This window comes from uncultured Aquimonas sp. (assembly GCF_937888285.1).
GTDB lineage: Bacteria > Pseudomonadota > Gammaproteobacteria > Xanthomonadales > Xanthomonadaceae > Aquimonas.
Window position 1 is genome coordinate 34,026 of record NZ_CALART010000114.1, and the last position, 18,106, is coordinate 52,131.

The window sequence follows — 18,106 nt, forward strand, 5'->3', positions numbered from 1 at the left end:
GCGCACGCTTTGCGTGCGGCCCGGATCGATGGCGTGACCGCGCGGGTCAATTGACGTCCGCCCGCCGTCGTTTGCGGCTGGGCTCGTCACGCGACCTCCCCCCCAACCACAGGGACGGTGCCCAGCGGCGCCCGCCCGCAGGACAAGCACACACGACATGGACATCGCGATGGTGATGGACCCCATCGAGGGGATCAGGATCAAGAAGGATTCGAGCTTCGCCATGCTGCTGGAGGCCCAGCGGCGCGGACATCGGCTGCACTACGCCACGTCGGGCGACCTCGCCATCGAAGGCGAAGTGGCCATGGCCCGGCTTGCGCCCTTGACCGTTCGCGACGCCCCCTCGGACTGGTTCGAGAAGGGTCCGGCGCGCTGGCAGCCGCTGGGCGGCATGGACGCCATCCTGATGCGTCGCGACCCGCCTTTCGACAGCCAGTACCTGTACGACACGCAGGTGCTGACGCTGGCGCAGCGGCAGGGTGCGCTGGTCGTCAACGACCCGCAGGGGCTGCGCGACATGAACGAGAAGCTGTTCGCCCTGCACTTCCCGCAGTGCATTCCACCGTCGCGGGTGTCGCGCGACGCCAGCCACCTGCGGGACTTCGTCGAACAGGAGCGCGACTGCGTGCTCAAGCCCCTCGATGGTATGGGCGGGCGCTCGATCTTCCGCGCCCGCGCCGACGACGACAACCTCAAGGTCATCCTTGAAACCCTGACCCAGGGCGGTCGGCAGCTGGCGCTGGCGCAGCGCTACCTGCCGGAAATCCGGCAGGGCGACAAGCGCATCCTGCTGGTCGACGGCGAACCCGTGCCCTACGCGCTGGCGCGCATCCCGGCGGCCGACGACTTCCGCGGCAACCTGGCGGCAGGCGGACGCGGCGAAGGCCGCCCATTGACCGAGCGTGACCGCTGGATCGCCGCCCAGGTCGGGCCCGAGCTGAAGCGTCGCGGCATGCTCTTCGTCGGGCTCGACGTGATCGGCGACTGGCTGACGGAGGTGAACGTCACCAGTCCGACCTGCATCCGCGAACTGGACGCGCAGTTCGGCATCAACATCGCCGGCCAGCTCTTCGACGCGATCGAGGCCCGCCTGCAGTGAGTTCGGAGCTGTCGACCCCGGCCGTCGTGGTTGGCGACGGCGACCGCCTGGGCGCCACCCTGGTGTTCTCGCTCATCGCCCATGGCGTGCTGGCGCTGGGCATCGGGTTCACGGTGGAGAACCCCGCGCCGCTGCGCCCCACCCTCGACATCATCCTGACCCAGACCCGCAGCGAGCAGCGTCCGGACGATCCCGACTTCCTTGCCCAGGCCAGCCAGCAGGGCGGTGGCGACGCAGAGAAAGCCGAACGCCCGAGCGAGCCGGTGTCTTCGCCCGTGCCCAAGACCCAGCCCGGCATTGCGCCCGTGCCGGTCAGCCCGGCCGCGCCGCCGCCGCAGCCCGAGCGCACCCAGCAGGTGCTCAGCACGCGCGCCGACAGTGCGCAGCAGGTGCCCGACGCCGAGCGCGTGCCGACGCCAGACACCCAGCTGCCCAGCGCCCGGCATCTGATGGAACAGAGCATGGAAATGGCACGGCTCGCCGCCGAGATCGAGCGCGACAGCCAGGCCTACGCCAAGCGGCCCAAGCGCAAGTTCATTTCGGCCAATACCGCGGAGTACGAGTTCGCGTCGTACATGCGCGGCTGGGTGGCCCGGGTCGAACGCATCGGAAACCTCAACTACCCCGACGAGGCGCGCCGCCGCAATCTCGTCGGCCAGCTGCTGATGACCGTGGCGGTGCGTCGCGACGGCAGCGTCGAGCGCATCGACATCATCCGCTCCAGCGGCTATCCGGTGCTGGACGAGGCTGCGCTGCGCATCGTCCGCCTGGGCGAACCCTACCCGCCGCTGCCCGAGACGGCGGAGAACATCGAGATCCTGCACATCACCCGCACCTGGGAATTCCAGCCGGGCAACGTGCTGCGCAACCGCTGACTGGACCCTTACGCGTGACGGGCAGCGCCGCGCGCGACTGCTAGAATCGCGCCCATGCCCTCGCCTGCCAGTCCACTGAGCAACCAGCTCCTGATCGCCCTGCCCCAGCTGGACGACCCCAACTTCGCGCGCACCGTCACCCTGATCTGCAGACACGACGAGGAAGGCGCGATGGGCATCACGCTCAATCGCCCGTCGGACTACCACATGGCCGAGGTGCTTTCGCAGCTGGGCCTCGACGACCGCACCGGCCTGCTGGGCCAGCGCGAAGTCCTGACCGGCGGCCCGGTGCATCCGGAGCGCGGCTTCGTGCTGCATGCCGATGACGGCCGCGACTGGGACTCGACCTACCGGGTCTCGCCGCAGATCAAGCTGACCACCTCGCGCGACATCCTCGCCGCGATGGCGGCGGGCAGCGGCCCCGCCAAGGCCCTGCTCGCCCTGGGCTGCGCGGGCTGGGGGCCGGGCCAGCTGGAGGAAGAACTGGCCGCCAATGCCTGGCTCACCGTGCCGGCCGATGACTCGATCCTGTTCGACCTGCCGCTGGAGCAGCGCTGGAACAGCGCGGCCGCTCTGCTCGGCGTCGACCTGCGCCTGCTGACCGACTACGCGGGTCGCGCATGAGTGCTGCCGACAGCGCCACCCCGGTCTGCGTGCTGGGGTTCGATGTCGGTGCCCGACGCACCGGGGTGGCGGTCGGCAACACGCTGTCGATGAGCGCGCGCGCGATCGCGGTCCTGCCGGTGAACGAGGGCGAGCCCGACTGGATCGCCTGCGACCGTCTGCTCCGCGAGTGGTCGCCGCAGCAGCTGATCGTCGGCGAGCCGCTCACCCTCGAGGGCGAGGCGCAGCCCGCCACCCATCGCGCCCGTCGCTTCGCCCGCGCCCTGCAGCAGCGCTACGGCCTGCCGGTCGCGCTGGTCGACGAGCGCTCCAGCTCGCGCGAGGCCGACCGTCGGTTCGCAAAGGCGCGCAGCGAAGGCCGCGCCAGGCGCTCGCATGCAGAGCTGCTCGACGCGCTGGCGGCACAGATCATCCTCGAACGCTGGCTCGGCCAGCTCGATTGAATCCCCAACTCCCTGCATATCCCCGACCATGAGCAGCCTGCAGCACCACCCCGATGGACGCCTTCGCCATCTGCTGAGCCTGGATGGCCTCGGCCGCGGCGAGATCGAAGGCCTGCTGGACCGCGCCGAGGCCCTGCGCCCGCAGGCACTGGACGGTCGCGCCAACCTGCAGGCGCTGGCCGGGCGGACGATCGTCAACCTGTTCTTCGAACCCTCCACCCGCACCCGCAGCTCGTTCCAGCTGGCGGCGCGGCGCCAGGGTGCCGAGGTGCTGAACTTCGACGTCGCGCACTCGTCTTCGCGCAAGGGCGAAACCCTGCTCGACACCTTCCGCAACCTTGAAGCCATGGGCGCCGACGCCTTCGTGATCCGCGTCGCCGAGTCCGGCGTGCTGGCCGAGCTGGCCGCGGCGGCCCGGCCGCATGTGCACCTGGTCAATGCAGGCGACGGCCGCGCGGCCCATCCCACCCAGGGCCTTCTGGACATGCTGACCGTGCGCCAGCGCAAGGGCCGCGACTTCTCGCGGCTCAAGTTCGTGCTGGTCGGCGACATCCTGCATTCGCGGGTCGCGCGCTCCGACCTGCATGCCCTGCGCGCCCTGGGCGCCGGAGAGATCCGCGTCTGCGGCCCGGCCTCACTGCTGCCGCAGGACGGCACGCTTGAAGGCTGCAGGGTGTTCGACCGCTTCGACGAAGCCATCGAAGGCGTCGACGTGGTGATGATGCTGCGCCTGCAGCGCGAGCGCATGGAGGAAGGCCTGGTCAGCTCGCTGGCTGACTACCACCGCGATTTTGGTCTTGATGGCGCCCGCCTGCTGCGCGCCGAGCCGGATGCCATCGTTACCCATCCGGGCCCGATGAACCGCGGGGTGGAGATCACCGATGCCGTTGCCGACGGCCCGCAGTCGGTGATCCTCGAACAGGTCAGCAATGGCGTGGCCGTGCGCATGGCCGTGCTGGCCGAGCTTCTCTCCGACTGATCTGCCGCAGACAGCGCTACGCACGCGCTACCCTTGCAGCCTTTTCGATTCCCCGTGCCGCAGCAGCGGCACCCGTACAAGCGAAAACCCATGAGCAGCCGCTACAACGCCGCCGATATCGAAGTCCTCTCCGGCCTTGACCCCGTCAAGCGCCGACCTGGCATGTACACCGACACCACCCGCCCGAACCATCTGGCGCAGGAAGTCATCGACAACGCCGTCGACGAGGCCTTGGCAGGTCACGCCAGGAGCATCGAAGTGACGATGTATGCCGACGGCAGCTGCGAAGTCGCCGACGATGGCCGCGGCATGCCAGTCGACATCCACCCCGAGGAAGGCATTCCCGGCGTCGAACTGATCCTCACGCGCCTGCACGCCGGCGGCAAATTCAGCGGCAAGAACTACACCTTCTCCGGCGGACTGCACGGCGTTGGCGTCAGCGTGGTCAATGCGCTGTCGAAGAAGGTCGATGTCACCATCCGCCGCGACGGCAACGAGTACCGGATGAGCTTCGCCGACGGCGACCGCGTGAGCCCGCTGGAGATCATCGGCACGGTCGGCAAGCGCAACACCGGCACCAGGGTGCGTTTCTGGGCGGATCCGAAGTACTTCGACACGCCGAAGTTCTCGCTGCGCGCCCTTCGCCACCTGCTGCGCGCCAAGGCCGTGCTGTGCCCGGGGCTCAAGGTCACGCTGGTCGATGAGGCCAGCGGCGAGAAGGACGTCTGGTACTACGAGGACGGCCTGCGCGACTACCTGAAGAGCCAGCTGGCCGATCGCGAGTACCTGCCGCCGGAAGTCTTTGTCGGCGCGCTCAAGCGCGACACCGAAGCGGTCGACTGGGCGCTGTGCTGGGCCGCCGATGGCGAGCTGGTGCAGGAGAGCTACGTCAACCTGATTCCCACCGCGCAGGGCGGCACCCACGTCAACGGCCTGCGCTCGGGGCTGACCGAAGCGCTGCGCGAGTTCTGCGATTTCCGCAACCTGCTGCCGCGCGGCGTCAAGCTCGCCCCCGAGGACGTCTGGGACCGCGTCTGCTGCGTGCTGAGCCTGAAGCTCACCGACCCGCAGTTCTCGGGCCAGACCAAGGAGCGCCTGTCCTCGCGCCAGGCTGCAGCCTTTGTCGAGAACGCGGTGCACGATGCGTTCTCGCTGTTCCTGAATCAGCACGTCGAGATGGGTGAGCGCATCGCCCAGCTGGCGATCGAACGTGCCTCCGCGCGGCTCAAGACCGAGAAGCAGATCGTCCGCAAGAAGATCACCCAGGGCCCTGCCCTGCCCGGCAAGCTGGCCGACTGCTCCAGCCAGGACCTGTCGCGCACCGAGCTGTTCCTGGTCGAGGGCGACTCCGCCGGCGGCAGCGCCAAGCAGGCCCGCGACAAGGACTTCCAGGCGATCCTGCCGCTGCGCGGCAAGATCCTCAACACCTGGGAAGTCGAAAGCGGCGCGGTGCTGGGCTCGCAGGAAGTGCACGACCTTGCGGTCGCCATCGGCTGCGATCCGGGCAGCCATGACATCAGCGGCCTGCGCTACGGCAAGATCATCGTGCTGGCCGATGCCGACTCCGACGGCCTGCACATCGCCACCCTGCTGTCGGCCCTGTTCCTGCAACACTTCCCTGCGCTGGTCGCCGCCGGCCACGTGTTCGTGGCGATGCCGCCGCTGTTCCGCGTCGATGTCGGCAAACAGGTGTTCTACGCGCTCGATGAAGAGGAAAAGCGCCTGCTGCTCGACAAGATCGAGCGCGAGAAGATCCGCGGCCAGGTCAACGTCACCCGCTTCAAGGGCCTGGGCGAGATGAACCCCTCGCAGCTGCGCGAATCGGCCGTGCATCCGGATACCCGTCGACTCGTCCAGCTGACCGTCGAAGCGCCCGAGGAAACCCGCGCGCTGATGGACATGCTGCTGTCGAAGAAGCGCGCCTCCGACCGCAAGGCCTGGCTGGAGACCAAGGGCGATCTCGCCACCATCGAGATCTGATGCGGCCGCGACGCCGGGTCGCAGCGGCTTCCGCAGGCGGTCTTCGCGAGGACGATGACAAACGTCAGGGCGGGGGCTCTGTTGTCTGCGGGCGCAGAGACTTGCTGCGAAAGGCTGGCGGAATCCGCCCGCTCTGCGGCCGACATCGCGCTTCCACGCCCTTCGCGCTTCCACCATGCTGCCGAGCCGCAGACTTGCGGCTCTTTCCCACCCGGCGTCGCCCAGCACGACGCCCCCATCCGGAGTGCTCCATGATCGGCTACGTCACCCTCGGCACCAACGACCTCGACCGCGCAGCGGCCTACTACGACGCGCTGTTCGCCACCATCGGCGCCAAGCGCGGCATGCAGGGGCCGCGATTCATTTCCTGGGGCACCGGTCGTGGCCCCGCGGTCGGCGTGATCAAGCCCTTCGACGGCCAGCCGGCCACGCCGGGCAACGGCAACATGACCTCGCTGGTCATGGACAGCCGCGAAAAGGTCGACGCCTTCCACGCCAAGGCGCTGGAGCTCGGCGGCACCGACGAGGGCGCCTGCGGCGAGCGTTTCCCCGGCTTCTACGCCGGCTACTTCCGCGACCTCGACGGCAACAAGCTCTGCGTCTTCAAGATGGGTTGAGCGCAGCGTCCGCAGACCCTGCTGCGCGCCAGTCCGCAGACACAGGCGGCGCGCTCTTCTCCCCTCTCCCCTCGTGGGAGAGGGGTCGGGGGAGAGGGGGCAAGCCACGCGAGATCCGGTGTGCCCCACGCGCTTGCGCGTCCCCTCAGGGGTGGAGAGCCGGCAGGCACCGGGTTCGATCACTCAGCCCAGCGTCAAATCGATACACGCGGCCGCCGACTGCAGGCACCGCCTCGCGAGCCTCGGGCCCCAATCAATCGCGTCGCATGCGGCACCGCCGCCTGCGGCAGCAGGGTCGGCCACCACTTCGACCAGCACTATCGCCGAAGCCGGAACACACCCAGTAGAAGCAGGAGCAGCGACGCAAGCGCCAAGCTCCACGTCGACGCCGCTGGAATCGCAATGGCGGACACGCCCAGGCCGAAGACCACGGAACGCGTCTGCGTCACCGACTGCGCCCCCCGCGACGCCTGGAAGTTGAAGGTCTGAACAAACGGCCCGGCCGTCTCGGGCGAGACGCGCAGCGCGGCGACGCAGCGGCGCGTTCCGCCCGGCTCGATGGGCAGCGGCGCGAACTCGATGGTCTTCTCCAGGAAGGGCGGAACTGGCGACCACTTGGCCGGGCTTTCCAGTGCGCCCGGCGCCTCGAAGGGCCCGGGCAGCGCCCTCAGTCGATACAGGCAGGGCGGCGTGGCCGCAGTCCGGAACGGCAGCACGGTGCTCAGCGGGCCCGAGCTGCGATAGGGAAAGCCCACCGTCGCAAGCTCGATGGGCTCGTCGCCGGTGTTGGTGAGGGTGTAGATGACCGTCGCCTCCTGCCCGCGCACCAGGGTCGAGGGGTGAGGCTCGACCACCACCGTGCCGCTGATCGACAGGGCCGCCACCGCCGGCCCGCCCAATGCAAGCAGAGCCGACATCGCCAGTGCTTGTAGGTGCTTCACCGTTTCACCCTCCTGAGTTGAAGCGGACACAACGCGTTGCGAGCTGACCGGGTTTTGCCAGGCCGAAACACGAGCTCAGATCGCGCCAAGTCAGCTGCGCACCAACCATCATCGCGGGAAGCAATACAGCCCAGCCAAGAGCACGGCCAACGATGCGAAGGCAAAGCTCCAGATCGTGAGCGCAGGAATGGCAAGAGGCGGCTCTCCAAGCGTAAAGACGACGAGCTGCTGCGACGACACGCTTCGCCCATCGCGCGAGCCGCTGAAGGCGAATCTCTGTACGAAAGGCCCCGCTGTCTCGGCCGAAATTCGTAGGCCGGTAGTGCATTGCCGAGTCTCGCCCGGCTGAATGGGTACCCGCGAAAAGTCGACGGTGTTTGCGACGAAGCCCGGCACCCCAGGTGGCGTACTCAGATCCAACAGGCGAAAGCCGCAGGGCGGTGTCCCCTCGGTTGGAAATGGAAACAGAGTACTCAGGGGCCCGAACGTGCGGTAGGTGAAGCCCGCACCGGCGTAGTCCAAAGGCTCATCACCGGTGTTGGTGATCATATAGGTGACCCTCGCCTGCTGACCGCGAGTCATGGTCAAGGGGTGAGGCTCGACCACCACCGTGCCGCTGATCGACAGCGCCGCCACCGCCGGCGCGCCCCAAACGAGGAGAGCTGACACAGCCAAGGCTTGAATCCGGGTCATCGCCAGCCTCTCCCGCGTCGAATGGGGCCGAGCCGCTCTCAAGCCGGTGCAATGATATCCACAGCCCGGCACCTTCCTGCCTATTGCGCTCCCTGCCGCGCTTGCCCAGCCTACGCGCCTTCGCCGCAACAGCGGCTCTGGATCGCCCCATGCCGTGGCAATGACGCCTGCAACCCGCGCCCAGCTGCAGATCCATTTCTGCGTGATGCTCTGGGGCTTCACCGCCATTCTCGGCAAGCTGATCACGCTGACCGCGCTGCCGCTGGTGTGGTGGCGGATGCTGCTGGTGACGGCCGCGCTGGCATTGGTGCCGGCGGTCTGGCGCAGCCTGCGCCGGATGCGCGCTCGGCAGGTGTGGATCTATGCCGGCATTGGTGCGCTGGTCGCCCTGCACTGGCTGACCTTCTACGGCTCGATCAAGCTCTCGAATGCCTCGGTCGGCGCGACCTGCATGGCGCTGGGGCCGGTGTTCCTGGCCTTCATCGAGCCCTGGATCGCCAAGCGGCCGTTCTCGCGCGGCGAGCTGGCGCTGGGTGTGGCCGTGCTGCCGGGCGTGGCGCTGGTGGTTGGCGGCGTACCGGTGGAGATGCGTGCGGGCATCGCGATGGGCGCGCTGTCGGCCTTCATCGTGGCCTTCTTCTCGGCGCTCAACAAACGCTATGTCGAGGACGGCGAGCCGCTGACGGTCACGGCCATCGAGCTGGGCGCCGGCACCCTGACCCTCACCCTGCTGGCGCCGCTGCTGCTGCTCGCGTTTCCGCTGCCGGCCGAGGGCGGACTGATTCCCGGCGGCAAGGACTTCGCCTTCCTGCTGGCGCTGTCGCTGGGCTGCACCCTGCTGCCCTTCACCCTGAGCCTGGTGGCACTGCGCCAAATGAGCGCCTTCTCGGCGCAGATGGCGATCAATCTGGAGCCGGTCTACGCGATCCTGCTGGCGATGCTGCTGTTCAACGAGCAGCGCGAGCTGGATGCGAGCTTCTACGCCGGCGTGGCGATCCTGCTGCTCGCGGTGTTCGCGCAGCCGCTGCTGCGCCGTCCTCGCCAGCCGACACATGCCGAGAACGCCGGCGTGGGCGAGGCCAAGGACATCGGCTGAGCGCGGCGCACCAACCTCGGCCCACGCGCAGCACAATGTCTATACGAGCTTGAGCTCGAAGGCCTTCAACACCGCACGGGTGCGATCGCGCACGCCGAGCTTGCTGAGGATGTTGGACACGTGGTTCTTGACCGTGCCCTCGGCCACGCCCAGCGAGTTGGCGATTTCCTTGTTGCTGTAGCCGCCCGCCATGAGCCGCAGGATCTCGGTTTCGCGGTCGGTCAGCGGGTCGGGGCGGTCGAGGCTGGTGAAGTCGTTCTGCATGCGCTCAAGGCCCGACAGCAGGCGCTGGGTCACCACCGGCTGCACAAGCGAGCCACCGGCGGCGACGGTCTGCACCGCGTCGACCAGCTGCTCCAGCGAGACGTCCTTTAGCAGGTAACCGCGGGCGCCGAGCTTGATGCCCTGCAGGACCAGCTGGTCGTCGTCGAAGGTGGTCAGGATGATCGTCGCCGGCATCGAGCCGCGCTCGCTCAGGTGCTGAAGGGTCTCGATGCCGGTCATCACCGGCATGCGCATGTCGAGCAGGACCACGTCCGGCTTGACCTCGTCGATCTTCTCCAGGCCCTGCTTGCCGTCGCTGGCCTCGGCGACGACGCGGATGTTGTCGGAAAGCTCAAGCAGGGAACGGATGCCCTGGCGCACCAGGGTTTGGTCATCGACCAGGCAGACGCGGATCATGCGGGTGTCTCCACGGGAAGGTGCAGGCGCAGGGCAAAGCCCTGGCCCGGCGAGGTGTCGATCTCAAGTGTGCCGGCGAATTCGGCAACGCGCTCGCGCATGCCGCGCAGGCCGTTGCCGGCCTGTACCGCGTCCGCGCCACGGCCATCATCGCGCGCCTCCAGCAGCACCCCGCCGGCATCACTGGCGATGCGCAGATCGAGACGCGCGGCGCCGGAATGACGGGCGGCGTTGGTGATGATTTCCTGGGTCGCGCGCAGCAGCATCTGCGCGCGATGGGGATCGCTGATGCGGAAGTCGGGCGGCACGTCCAGACGCACTTCGAGCGAGGGCACGCCATCGACCAGGGTGAACAGGGCCTCGCGCAGGTCGATGGCGTCGTCCTGGCGCAGCTGGCTGACCGCCTCGCGCACGTCGGAGAGCAGCAGCTTGGCCAGGGACTGCGCCTGCTTGATGTGCTCGCGCGCCTTGCCATCGGACAGGTGGGTGGCGACCTCAAGGTTCAGGCTGAGCGCAGTGAGGTGGTGGCCCAGCAGGTCATGCAGCTCACGCGAGATGCGCGAGCGCTCGTTGAGGCGAGAGCTTTCGGCCAGCAGGGCGCGGGTGGCGCGCAGCTCCGAGTTCAGGCGGCGCTGCTCCTCGCGGGCGTCCATCTGCCGGCGCGCGACCAGGCTGGTGAGGAACACGAAGCTGGAGTAACCGAACAGCAGCATGGCCTGCAGCGGCGCGCTGATCCAGTCGAAGCCCTCGATCTGCAGGAACACCGGAATCAGCGCGCTGTGCTGCGCGATCAGCCAGACCAGCCCCCAGCCCAGCGACAGGAACCAGGGCAGCAGACCGGCGATGACGATCAGGAAGGCACCGGACAGACCGGTGCCGGTGAAGTGCCCAATGCCGATCGCCGACAGCGTGAGCACGCCCAGCAGCGGCAGATGCAGCCAGCGCGTGCGGGGTCCGGCACCGGGGGGGCGCGTCAGCAGCCAGTAGCAGACGCCGAAGGTGAGATAGCAGACCCGCCACCAGATCAGATCGCTGCCGCTGATGTCCTGCTGGAACAGATCGATCAGCAGCGGCACGCCCATGCAGCCCCAGGTGAAGAGGCCTGCGAAGCGCAGCAGCTGCATCGGATTCAGGCGGGCGAGCATCGCCGCATCATAGGCGGGGTGAAGACGGCGGCACCCTGCCTGTGGTCACGAGCCGGGATTCGGGATTGGGGATTGGGGATTGGGGATTCGTGTAACCGCCGCCGCGAGCATCGGAGCCCTGGCAGCAGCGGGCCCAGCGGAGGCGGGTAAGATTCCGAGATCAGAGACGCCCCGCGGCGCATCGACCTTCGGTCGAATCCCGAATCCCCAATCCCCAATCCCCAATCCCAGCTCTTCAGAACCCCCGCGCCCGCGCCGGCTCCGGCAGGAACATGGGCTGACCGTCCTTGCACTCGAAGGCGGCCTGGAAACTCGACAGGTGCGGCAGCGGGCCGTTGACGCGGAAACGTGCAGGCGCACGGGTGTCGGCGGCCAGCAGCAGGCGCAGGGCTTCGTCCTGGTAGTTGCGGCGCATCAGCCGGGCCCAGCCGTGGAAGAAGCGCTGCGCGGGCGTCAGCCCGTCGCGGGTCTCGCCACGCTCGCCGCCAGCAGCGAGAAAGGCGGTGTAGGCCAGCTGCAGCGCCGCCAGATCGAGCACGTTCTCGTTCCAGGTGGCCGCACCATCGACCTTCAGCGGGCCCAGCGCGGCGAAGGCCGAGTACTGGCTCACCAACCCGCGCGAGCGCTCGGCATAGGCCGCGCGATCCGCTTCGCTGAGCAGGCCGCGACGCGCGCCCGAGGCGGGATCGAACACGCCCATCAGACCGCGCGCGACGAGTGCGCCGGCGACGCCGTGATTCAGCGCGGCATCGCCTGCGGGCTCGAACAGCGGCGACGACAGCAGGGCCGCCGGCAGGTACAGGGTATGGGTCGCCGCCTGGTAGCTGACCTGCAGGCTGGAGGACGGCACCGGCCAGAGCGCGCGCGGCGGCTTGCCGAGCGCAGCCAGCTCGCGCTGGTGGCGGGTGCGCGACAGCGCCAGCGCGGCCTCGGGCCAGTTCGTGGCCTTCAGTTCAAAGCCCTCCCAAACCGTCTCGGCCGGGCCGCCCAGCGCGATCGCCAGGCCGTCGATGTCGGCCAGCACGGCGTTGCGCCCGGCCTCGCTCAACCAATTGGCGCCCTCGACCAGCGCGCGCAGCTGGGCGCGAACGCCTTCGCTCAGCGCCAGCGCGGCCTCGCGACGCGCCGGCTCGAAGTGGGCACGGGCATAGCGCTGGCTCAGGGCCTCGCCCAGGCTGGCCTGCAGGAACTGCAGCACCCGCGCCTCGCGCGAAGGCGCGGGCTGGCCCGACAGGGTCTCAAGGAACAGGCGGTCGTGGGCCTCGGTGTAGGGCTGGCCGAGGAAAGGCGCGGCGGCATGCAGCACATGGAAACGCAGGTAGGACTGCCAGTCGGCCAAGGGCTGCGACGCGAAGCGCGCGTTCAGCGCGCTGAAGAAGCTGGCGTGCGCCTGCGAGATGCGATCCAGCCCGCGCAGGCCCTGCCCGCGCAGATAGTCGCGCCAGCGCAGGTTGGGCTGCGCGCGCTCAAGCTCGCGCACGCCGACCAGCCGGTAGCTGTTGCGCGGGTCGCGCAGCTGCTCCAGTGACAGCGAGGCGCGGGCGAGCTCCAGCTCCAGCGCGAGCACGCGCTGCGACTCGGCCGAGGCCTCAGGCCGGCCGGCGAGCACCAGCAGACGCTCGACATAGGCGCGATAGGCCTCGCGCAGCTCGACCGCGGGAGCGTCCTCGCGCAGGTAGTAGTCGCGATCCGGCAGGCCCAGGCCACCCTGGTTGGCGTAGGCGATGAGCTGCTCGGGCCGCTCCAGATCGGGCGCGGCGGAGAAGGCGAACAGGATCGGCGCGCCCCAGCCGTGCAGCTCGGCGATCAGCGCAGGCAGATCGCGCGGCTTGCTCAGCGCATCGATCCTGGAAAGAAAGGGGGCTGCCGGGCCGACGCCCAGCGCATCGATCGCGGCGCCGTCCATGCCCAGCGCATAGGCGCGGGCGATGCTGGTGTCCAGCGGATTCGCAGGCGCCTCGGCGAAGCCGCGCAGCAGGTCGCGCTGACGCATCGCGTGCAGGCTGCGCACTTCATCGGTATAGCCGATGCTGGCCTGCCCCGATGGCACCGGCGTTGCACCCAGCCAGCCGCCGTTCGCGTGCTGGTAGAAATCCATGCAGGCGGCAGTACTGGCGTCGCGCTGGCGCGGGTCGAGCGCGGCATCGGCGCGACTGATGACAGGGGCGAACAGGCCGAGCAGGCCGATCGCGGCAACGCGGAGCAGCAGTGCGGAATCTCCAGGGAACATGTGCAGCCTTGCGAACTTCGGGGGGCGCACAGTGTAGCGGTGCGGGCCACGAAGTCGGCGGCGCTATGATCGTGCCAGCCCCCACGCTGCGAGGTTCGAATGCGCATCACCATCCACGGCGCCGCCGGCGAAGTCACAGGCTCCTGCCATCTGCTCGAATTCGGCCGCCAGCAGGTGCTGCTGGACGTGGGCATGATCCAGGGCGGGCATGAGGAAACGCAGCGCAATCGCGATGCCTTCCCGTTCGACCTGAAGCGCCTGGATGCCGTGGTGATCAGCCATGCCCATATCGATCACCTCGGCCGACTGCCGCTGCTGGTGAAGCGCGGCTACTCCGGGCCTGTCTATACACATCGCGCCACCGCCGATCTTGCGCGGATCATGCTGGAAGACTCCGCCAGCCTGGCCGCCGCCGATGCCGAACGCGACAACCGCCGCAAGCTGCGCGCCGGCGAGGAGCCCGACGCCGAGCCCCTGTACTCGCTGGGCGACGTCGCCGATGCCCTGCGCCTGCTGCGCGCACTGGACTACGACGAGCCCACCGAGATCCTGCCGGGCCTGACCCTGACCCTGCGCGACGCCGGCCACATCCTCGGTTCGGCCTCGGTCAGCCTGACCGGCGAGACGCCGAAGGGCCCACGCACCCTGGTGTTCTCGGGCGACATCGGCCCGCGCGGCACACCGATCATGCGCGACCCTGCACCCGTACCCAAGGCCGACCTGGTGCTGCTTGAGAGCACCTATGGCGACCGCCTGCACCGCACGCGCGACTCCACCATCGACGAACTGGGTGAAGTCTTCGACATCGCTGCCCACGAGCGCGGCAACGTGCTGATCCCGGCCTTCGCCGTGGGCCGCAGCCAGGAGCTGCTGTACTGGATGGCCGAGAACTACGAGCGCTGGCACCTCGACCGCTGGCAGGTCTATCTCGACTCACCGATGGCGCTCAAAGTCACTGAAACCTATGCGCGCCACAAGGCACTGCTGGACTCACCGGCCCGCGCCGCCTGGAACGGCAGCGGCAACCCCTTCGGCCTGCCCAACCTGCGTCTCGTCAGCAGCGTGCAGGACTCGCAGGCGCTCAACCAGCGCGGCGGCGGCTGCGTGATCATTGCCGGCAGCGGCATGTGCAACGGCGGCCGCATCCGCCACCACCTGCGCCACAACCTCTGGCGCGAGAACGCCCACGTCGTCTTCGTCGGCTACCAGGCCCGCGGCACCCTGGGCCGGCGCCTGGTCGACGGCGCCGACTTCGTCGACATCTTCGGCGAGCGCATCCGCGTCAAGGCGCGCCGCCACACCATCGGCGGCCTGTCGGCCCACGCCGACCAGAACGGCCTGAGCCAGTGGTACGGGCAGATCCCCCTGCATCCGCGGGTGCTGCTGGTGCACGGCGAAGACGAAGCCCGTGAAGGCCTGCGGGTGCGCCTTGGCGAGCAGTACGGCTGCGATGTGCGGGTGCCGGAGGCGGGCGAGCAGTTTGATGTGTGAGAGCCGGGATTGGGGATTCGGGATTCGGGATTCGACCGAAGGTCGATGCGGCTGGGCACGCATCTGGGACGAGGACACTCGCCGCCTCTCTGCATGCTGAAGGGGGCGGCAGCTTGGAAGCTCGCGACCACCTCCTCACGAATCCCGAATCCCGAATCCCCAATCCCGGCTTCAAACGAATCCCCAATCCCGAATCCCGCGCGCGCAGCGCGCAGCGCGCAGCGCAGCCCTAGAATGCGCTCCCCTCCCCGACCCTGCCCCTCGCCATGAAGGCCCTGCTCGAACGCGCGCTTGCCCACCCCTTCACCGAACGCTTCGTGCTGGCGGTGATCCTGATCAACGCCATCACTCTCGGGCTGGAGACCGATGCGCGGGTGATGGCGCGCTTTGGCGACTGGCTGCTGATGCTGGACAAGGCGGCGCTGGCGATCTTCTGCATGGAGCTTGCCGCCAAACTCTACGTCCGCGGGCTGCGCTTTTTCCGCGACCCCTGGAACGTGTTCGACTTCGTGGTCGTGGCGATCGCCCTGCTGCCAGCCTCCGGCCCGCTGTCGGTGCTGCGCGCGCTGCGCATCCTGCGCGTGCTGCGCCTGATCACCATCGTGCCCTCGCTGAAGCGCGTGGTCGGTGCGCTGCTGGGTGCCATGCCCGGCATGGCTTCGATCGTCCTGCTGCTGATGCTGATCTTCTACGTCGGCGCGGTGATGTCGACCAAGCTGTTCGGCGAGGCCTTCCCCGAGTGGTTCGGCAGCGTGGCCGCCTCGTTCTACACCCTGTTCCAGGTGATGACGCTGGAAAGCTGGTCGATGGGCATCGTGCGGCCGGTGATGGAGGTTTACCCCTACTCCTGGCTGTTCTTCATCCCCTTCATCCTCGCCACCAGCTTCACCGCCCTGAACCTGTTCATCGGCGTTGTGGTGTCGGCCATGCAGGCGGAGATCGACGCCGATCGTGAGCGCGTCGTCGAGGAAGCCGTGGCCAAGGGCGAGGAACCCCTGGTCGAGGAAGTGCGCGCGCTGCGCGCCGAGATCGCGCGCCTGTCGCAGCGGCTTGAGGCCTCGGACGGCAAGGCGTGAGTGAACGACGTGCCGCGCGCGTGGCCGTGGTCGGCGGCGGCCCCGCCGGGCTGATCGCCGCCGAGCACCTGCGCGCCGCCGGTGCCGAGGTCGATCTGTACGAGCGCATGGGCTCGGTCGGCCGCAAGATCCTGATCGCCGGGAAGGGCGGCCTGAACCTCACCCACTCGGAGTCCTTCGCGCCCTTTGTCGCGCGCTATCGCGAGGCCGCCGCCTGGGTGCAGCCCTGGCTTGAACGCTTCGACGCGAATGCCCTGCGCGAGTGGGCGCGCGGGCTCGGCGTCGAGACCTTCGTCGGCAGCTCGGGCCGGGTGTTTCCAAACGACTTGAAAGCTGCGCCCCTGCTGCGCGGCTGGGTGCGGCGGCTGCGCGAGCAGGGCGTGCGCTTCCATGTGCAGCATCGACTGATCGCGATCGAGGCCACGCGCCTGCACTTCGACACCGCCGCAGGAACCGTCGAAGTGATGGCCGACGCCGTGGTGCTGGCGCTGGGCGGCGGCTCCTGGGCCAAGCTCGGCAGCGATGGCGCCTGGGTGGAGCTGCTGCGCGCGCGCGGCGTCGAAGTGCGCGATCTCGCGCCCAGCAACTGCGGCTTCGAATGCGATTGGTCGGCGGATTTTCGCGCCCGCTGCGCAGGCCTGCCGGTGAAGCCCGTGGCGGCGGCATGGATCGACGCCGCGGGCGAGCGCCAGTATCGCCAGGGCGAGTTCGTGCTGACCGAGCGCGGCATCGAGGGCAGCCTGATCTACGCGCTGTCGGCCGACCTGCGCGGCCAGATCGAGCGCGACGGTCGCACCGAGCTGTGGCTCGACCTGTTTCCGGAGCGCTCGCTCGAGCAGCTGCGCCGCGCCTGGCAGCGCGCCCGCAGCGGCGAAAGCACCGGCTCCAAGCTGCGCAAGCGCCTTGGCCTGGAGGGCGCCCGCCTGGCGCTGGTCTACGAACGCCTGCCGAAATCGGCGATGGCCGATGCGGAGGTTCTGCTCCCCGCACTGAAGGCCTTGCCCCTGCAGCTCGCTGCGACGCGCCCGCTGGATGAAGCCATCAGCAGCGCGGGCGGCGTGCGCCGCGAGGCGCTGGATGCGCGCCTGATGCTGCGCGACCTGCCCGGCGTGTTCTGCGCCGGCGAGATGCTGGACTGGGAGGCGCCGACCGGTGGCTACCTGCTGACCGCCTGCTTCGCCAGCGGCGCGCGCGCTGCAGATGGCGCGCTGGACTGGCTGGCGGCGCGTCCCTGACGCCGGGTCGCAACTGGCCCTGCACCGCTCGGCACATCGAGCCGCAGCGTGAGGCATTTGGCCGAGCCGCCGGACTTCTGGAATTCGTCCAGCTGCACTCGCACCACGTCGAGACCCAGATGCGCGAGCCGCGCCTCGGTGGCGTCACCGAGGCCATCGCCGAACACCGTGTCGTCAAGGCAGACCGCATTGCAGGCGAAGCGCGCGGCCTCGCTCTCGACCACGGCCACCCGACGCTCGGCCGGAAACGCCGCTTCGATGCGCAGACGCGACTCCTCGTCGAAGGCCGGCGGGAACCACAGCAGGCCACCGCGCGGTAGCGGGCAGAAGCACGTATCGAGGTGATAGAAGCGCGGATCGATCAACCGCAGCGGCTCGACTTCGATGCCCAGCGTGCTCGCCAGCCAGGGCGCGGCGCGCGCATCCGAACGCGGCCCGGTCCCCAGCCAGAGTCTCGTCGTTTCGCATTCGAACAGTGCGTCACCCGTGCCCTCGAAGTGCAGGTCCGGCGGCGGCAGCTGCAGCTCGAAGCCGGCGCTGCGCAGCCAGCGCTCAGCCAGGGGCTGCTCCGGCTGACGTTCGCCATGACGGAAGCGCGCCGGCACCGCGCACCGGCCATGGATCAGGGCCGCGTTGGCGGTGAACACCTGGTCCGCGAGGCCCGGCGCTGGCGGCAATACACTCACCTCGGCCTGCCGGCTCAAGGCCCGATGCAGGGCCTGCCATTGCGTCCGCGCGCGCGCCGGGTCGACCCGCCCCAGCCCGGCCCGCATCCAGGGATTGATGCAGTAGCGCACTTCGAAGTGCCGGGGATCGCACATCAACAGCTGCGGCTGGGAACGCATGGCGGGCTCCGCTGCGGGACTGCCGCCTACGCTGATCGCCGCTGATGACAGCTGCG

The 18,106-nt window shown here is 69.1% G+C and carries 17 protein-coding genes; 11 read left to right on the top strand and 6 right to left on the bottom strand.

Translation table 11 applies throughout. The features are described 5' to 3' along the window. Nucleotides 1–157: 157 nt before the first annotated feature. The 7 genes from gshB (at nt 158) to Q0654_RS22135 (ending at nt 6,617) form a co-directional block, all read left to right on the top strand. Complete coding sequence (gshB, locus tag Q0654_RS22105) at nt 158–1,099, top strand: glutathione synthase (RefSeq protein ID WP_298857513.1); 942 nt, start codon at nt 158–160, stop codon at nt 1,097–1,099. Then, nucleotides 1,096–1,974: an energy transducer TonB gene (locus Q0654_RS22110; protein ID WP_298857515.1), complete on the top strand. Its 879-nt coding sequence runs from the start codon at nt 1,096–1,098 to the stop codon at nt 1,972–1,974. Before gshB ends, Q0654_RS22110 begins: the two co-directional genes overlap by 4 nt. A 54-nt stretch (nt 1,975–2,028) precedes the next feature. After that, nucleotides 2,029–2,598 carry a YqgE/AlgH family protein gene (locus Q0654_RS22115; RefSeq protein ID WP_298857517.1) on the top strand — a complete coding sequence of 190 codons (570 nt, stop codon included), beginning with the start codon at nt 2,029–2,031 and terminating at the stop codon, nt 2,596–2,598. Further along, on the top strand, nt 2,595–3,041 hold the full coding sequence (ruvX, locus tag Q0654_RS22120) for a Holliday junction resolvase RuvX (protein WP_298857519.1): 447 nt from the start codon (nt 2,595–2,597) through the stop codon (nt 3,039–3,041). Before Q0654_RS22115 ends, ruvX begins: the two co-directional genes overlap by 4 nt. 28 nt (nt 3,042–3,069) lie before the next feature. Then, complete coding sequence (locus tag Q0654_RS22125; protein WP_298857521.1) at nt 3,070–4,020, top strand: aspartate carbamoyltransferase catalytic subunit; 951 nt, start codon at nt 3,070–3,072, stop codon at nt 4,018–4,020. 90 nt (nt 4,021–4,110) lie between these two features. Then, complete coding sequence (parE, locus tag Q0654_RS22130; protein ID WP_298857524.1) at nt 4,111–6,000, top strand: DNA topoisomerase IV subunit B; 1,890 nt, start codon at nt 4,111–4,113, stop codon at nt 5,998–6,000. Nucleotides 6,001–6,251: 251 nt separating this feature from the next. Beyond that, nucleotides 6,252–6,617 (top strand): VOC family protein, encoded by a 366-nt coding sequence (locus Q0654_RS22135; RefSeq protein WP_298857526.1) that lies wholly within the window; start codon nt 6,252–6,254, stop codon nt 6,615–6,617. A 317-nt stretch (nt 6,618–6,934) separates the two neighbouring features. Here the strand turns inward: Q0654_RS22135 and Q0654_RS22140 are convergent, their stop codons facing one another. Continuing rightward, on the bottom strand, nt 6,935–7,558 hold the full coding sequence (locus Q0654_RS22140; protein WP_298857528.1) for a hypothetical protein: 624 nt from the start codon (nt 7,556–7,558) through the stop codon (nt 6,935–6,937). Nucleotides 7,559–7,666: 108 nt separating this feature from the next. After that, nucleotides 7,667–8,251, bottom strand: a complete 585-nt coding sequence (locus Q0654_RS22145) for a hypothetical protein (protein ID WP_298857530.1) — start codon at nt 8,249–8,251, stop codon at nt 7,667–7,669. 160 nt (nt 8,252–8,411) lie between these two features. On the opposite strand from Q0654_RS22145, the gene Q0654_RS22150 reads away from it, so the two are divergent. Further along, entirely contained in the window at nt 8,412–9,347 is a 936-nt protein-coding gene (locus Q0654_RS22150) for a DMT family transporter (protein ID WP_298857532.1), read from the top strand. A 39-nt stretch (nt 9,348–9,386) separates the two neighbouring features. Here Q0654_RS22150 and Q0654_RS22155 read toward each other — a convergent pair whose 3' ends face one another. From Q0654_RS22155 to Q0654_RS22165, 3 genes are all read right to left on the bottom strand, one after another. Further along, entirely contained in the window at nt 9,387–10,028 is a 642-nt protein-coding gene (locus Q0654_RS22155; RefSeq protein ID WP_298857534.1) for a response regulator transcription factor, read from the bottom strand. Next, a complete protein-coding gene (locus Q0654_RS22160) occupies nt 10,025–11,173 on the bottom strand; it encodes a sensor histidine kinase (protein ID WP_298857535.1) in 1,149 nt (382 codons plus the stop codon). Before Q0654_RS22160 ends, Q0654_RS22155 begins: the two co-directional genes overlap by 4 nt. Before the next feature lie 235 nt (nt 11,174–11,408). Further along, on the bottom strand, nt 11,409–13,403 hold the full coding sequence (locus tag Q0654_RS22165; protein WP_298857537.1) for a M13 family metallopeptidase: 1,995 nt from the start codon (nt 13,401–13,403) through the stop codon (nt 11,409–11,411). A gap of 99 nt (nt 13,404–13,502) precedes the next feature. Between Q0654_RS22165 and Q0654_RS22170 the strand changes: the two genes are divergently transcribed. From Q0654_RS22170 to Q0654_RS22180, 3 genes are all read left to right on the top strand, one after another. After that, nucleotides 13,503–14,894 carry an MBL fold metallo-hydrolase gene (locus Q0654_RS22170; protein WP_298857539.1) on the top strand — a complete coding sequence of 464 codons (1,392 nt, stop codon included), beginning with the start codon at nt 13,503–13,505 and terminating at the stop codon, nt 14,892–14,894. Nucleotides 14,895–15,160: 266 nt separating this feature from the next. After that, a complete protein-coding gene (locus tag Q0654_RS22175; protein WP_298857541.1) occupies nt 15,161–15,970 on the top strand; it encodes an ion transporter in 810 nt (269 codons plus the stop codon). Then, nucleotides 15,967–17,205 carry a TIGR03862 family flavoprotein gene (locus tag Q0654_RS22180; protein ID WP_298857543.1) on the top strand — a complete coding sequence of 413 codons (1,239 nt, stop codon included), beginning with the start codon at nt 15,967–15,969 and terminating at the stop codon, nt 17,203–17,205. The genes Q0654_RS22175 and Q0654_RS22180 overlap by 4 nt, the downstream gene beginning before the upstream one ends. On the opposite strand, the gene Q0654_RS22185 is transcribed toward Q0654_RS22180, so the two are convergent. Continuing rightward, complete coding sequence (locus Q0654_RS22185) at nt 17,127–18,050, bottom strand: arginine deiminase-related protein (RefSeq protein WP_298857545.1); 924 nt, start codon at nt 18,048–18,050, stop codon at nt 17,127–17,129. The genes Q0654_RS22180 and Q0654_RS22185 overlap by 79 nt on opposite strands. Nucleotides 18,051–18,106: the final 56 nt, after the last annotated feature.

What these genes read in the sequence shown, in the direction of transcription:
- Q0654_RS22145 (WP_298857530.1), bottom strand. Translation starts at nt 8,251, where the DNA reads ATGACCCGGATTCAAGCCTTGGCTGTGTCAGCTCTCCTCGTTTGGGGC.
- Q0654_RS22175 (WP_298857541.1), top strand. Translation starts at nt 15,161, where the DNA reads ATGAAGGCCCTGCTCGAACGCGCGCTTGCCCACCCCTTCACCGAACGC.
- Q0654_RS22185 (WP_298857545.1), bottom strand. Translation starts at nt 18,050, where the DNA reads ATGCGTTCCCAGCCGCAGCTGTTGATGTGCGATCCCCGGCACTTCGAA.
- parE (WP_298857524.1), top strand. Translation starts at nt 4,111, where the DNA reads ATGAGCAGCCGCTACAACGCCGCCGATATCGAAGTCCTCTCCGGCCTT.
- ruvX (WP_298857519.1), top strand. Translation starts at nt 2,595, where the DNA reads ATGAGTGCTGCCGACAGCGCCACCCCGGTCTGCGTGCTGGGGTTCGAT.
- gshB (WP_298857513.1), top strand. Translation starts at nt 158, where the DNA reads ATGGACATCGCGATGGTGATGGACCCCATCGAGGGGATCAGGATCAAG.
- Q0654_RS22125 (WP_298857521.1), top strand. Translation starts at nt 3,070, where the DNA reads ATGAGCAGCCTGCAGCACCACCCCGATGGACGCCTTCGCCATCTGCTG.
- Q0654_RS22160 (WP_298857535.1), bottom strand. Translation starts at nt 11,173, where the DNA reads ATGCTCGCCCGCCTGAATCCGATGCAGCTGCTGCGCTTCGCAGGCCTC.
- Q0654_RS22135 (WP_298857526.1), top strand. Translation starts at nt 6,252, where the DNA reads ATGATCGGCTACGTCACCCTCGGCACCAACGACCTCGACCGCGCAGCG.
- Q0654_RS22165 (WP_298857537.1), bottom strand. Translation starts at nt 13,403, where the DNA reads ATGTTCCCTGGAGATTCCGCACTGCTGCTCCGCGTTGCCGCGATCGGC.
- Q0654_RS22115 (WP_298857517.1), top strand. Translation starts at nt 2,029, where the DNA reads ATGCCCTCGCCTGCCAGTCCACTGAGCAACCAGCTCCTGATCGCCCTG.
- Q0654_RS22150 (WP_298857532.1), top strand. Translation starts at nt 8,412, where the DNA reads ATGACGCCTGCAACCCGCGCCCAGCTGCAGATCCATTTCTGCGTGATG.
- Q0654_RS22155 (WP_298857534.1), bottom strand. Translation starts at nt 10,028, where the DNA reads ATGATCCGCGTCTGCCTGGTCGATGACCAAACCCTGGTGCGCCAGGGC.
- Q0654_RS22170 (WP_298857539.1), top strand. Translation starts at nt 13,503, where the DNA reads ATGCGCATCACCATCCACGGCGCCGCCGGCGAAGTCACAGGCTCCTGC.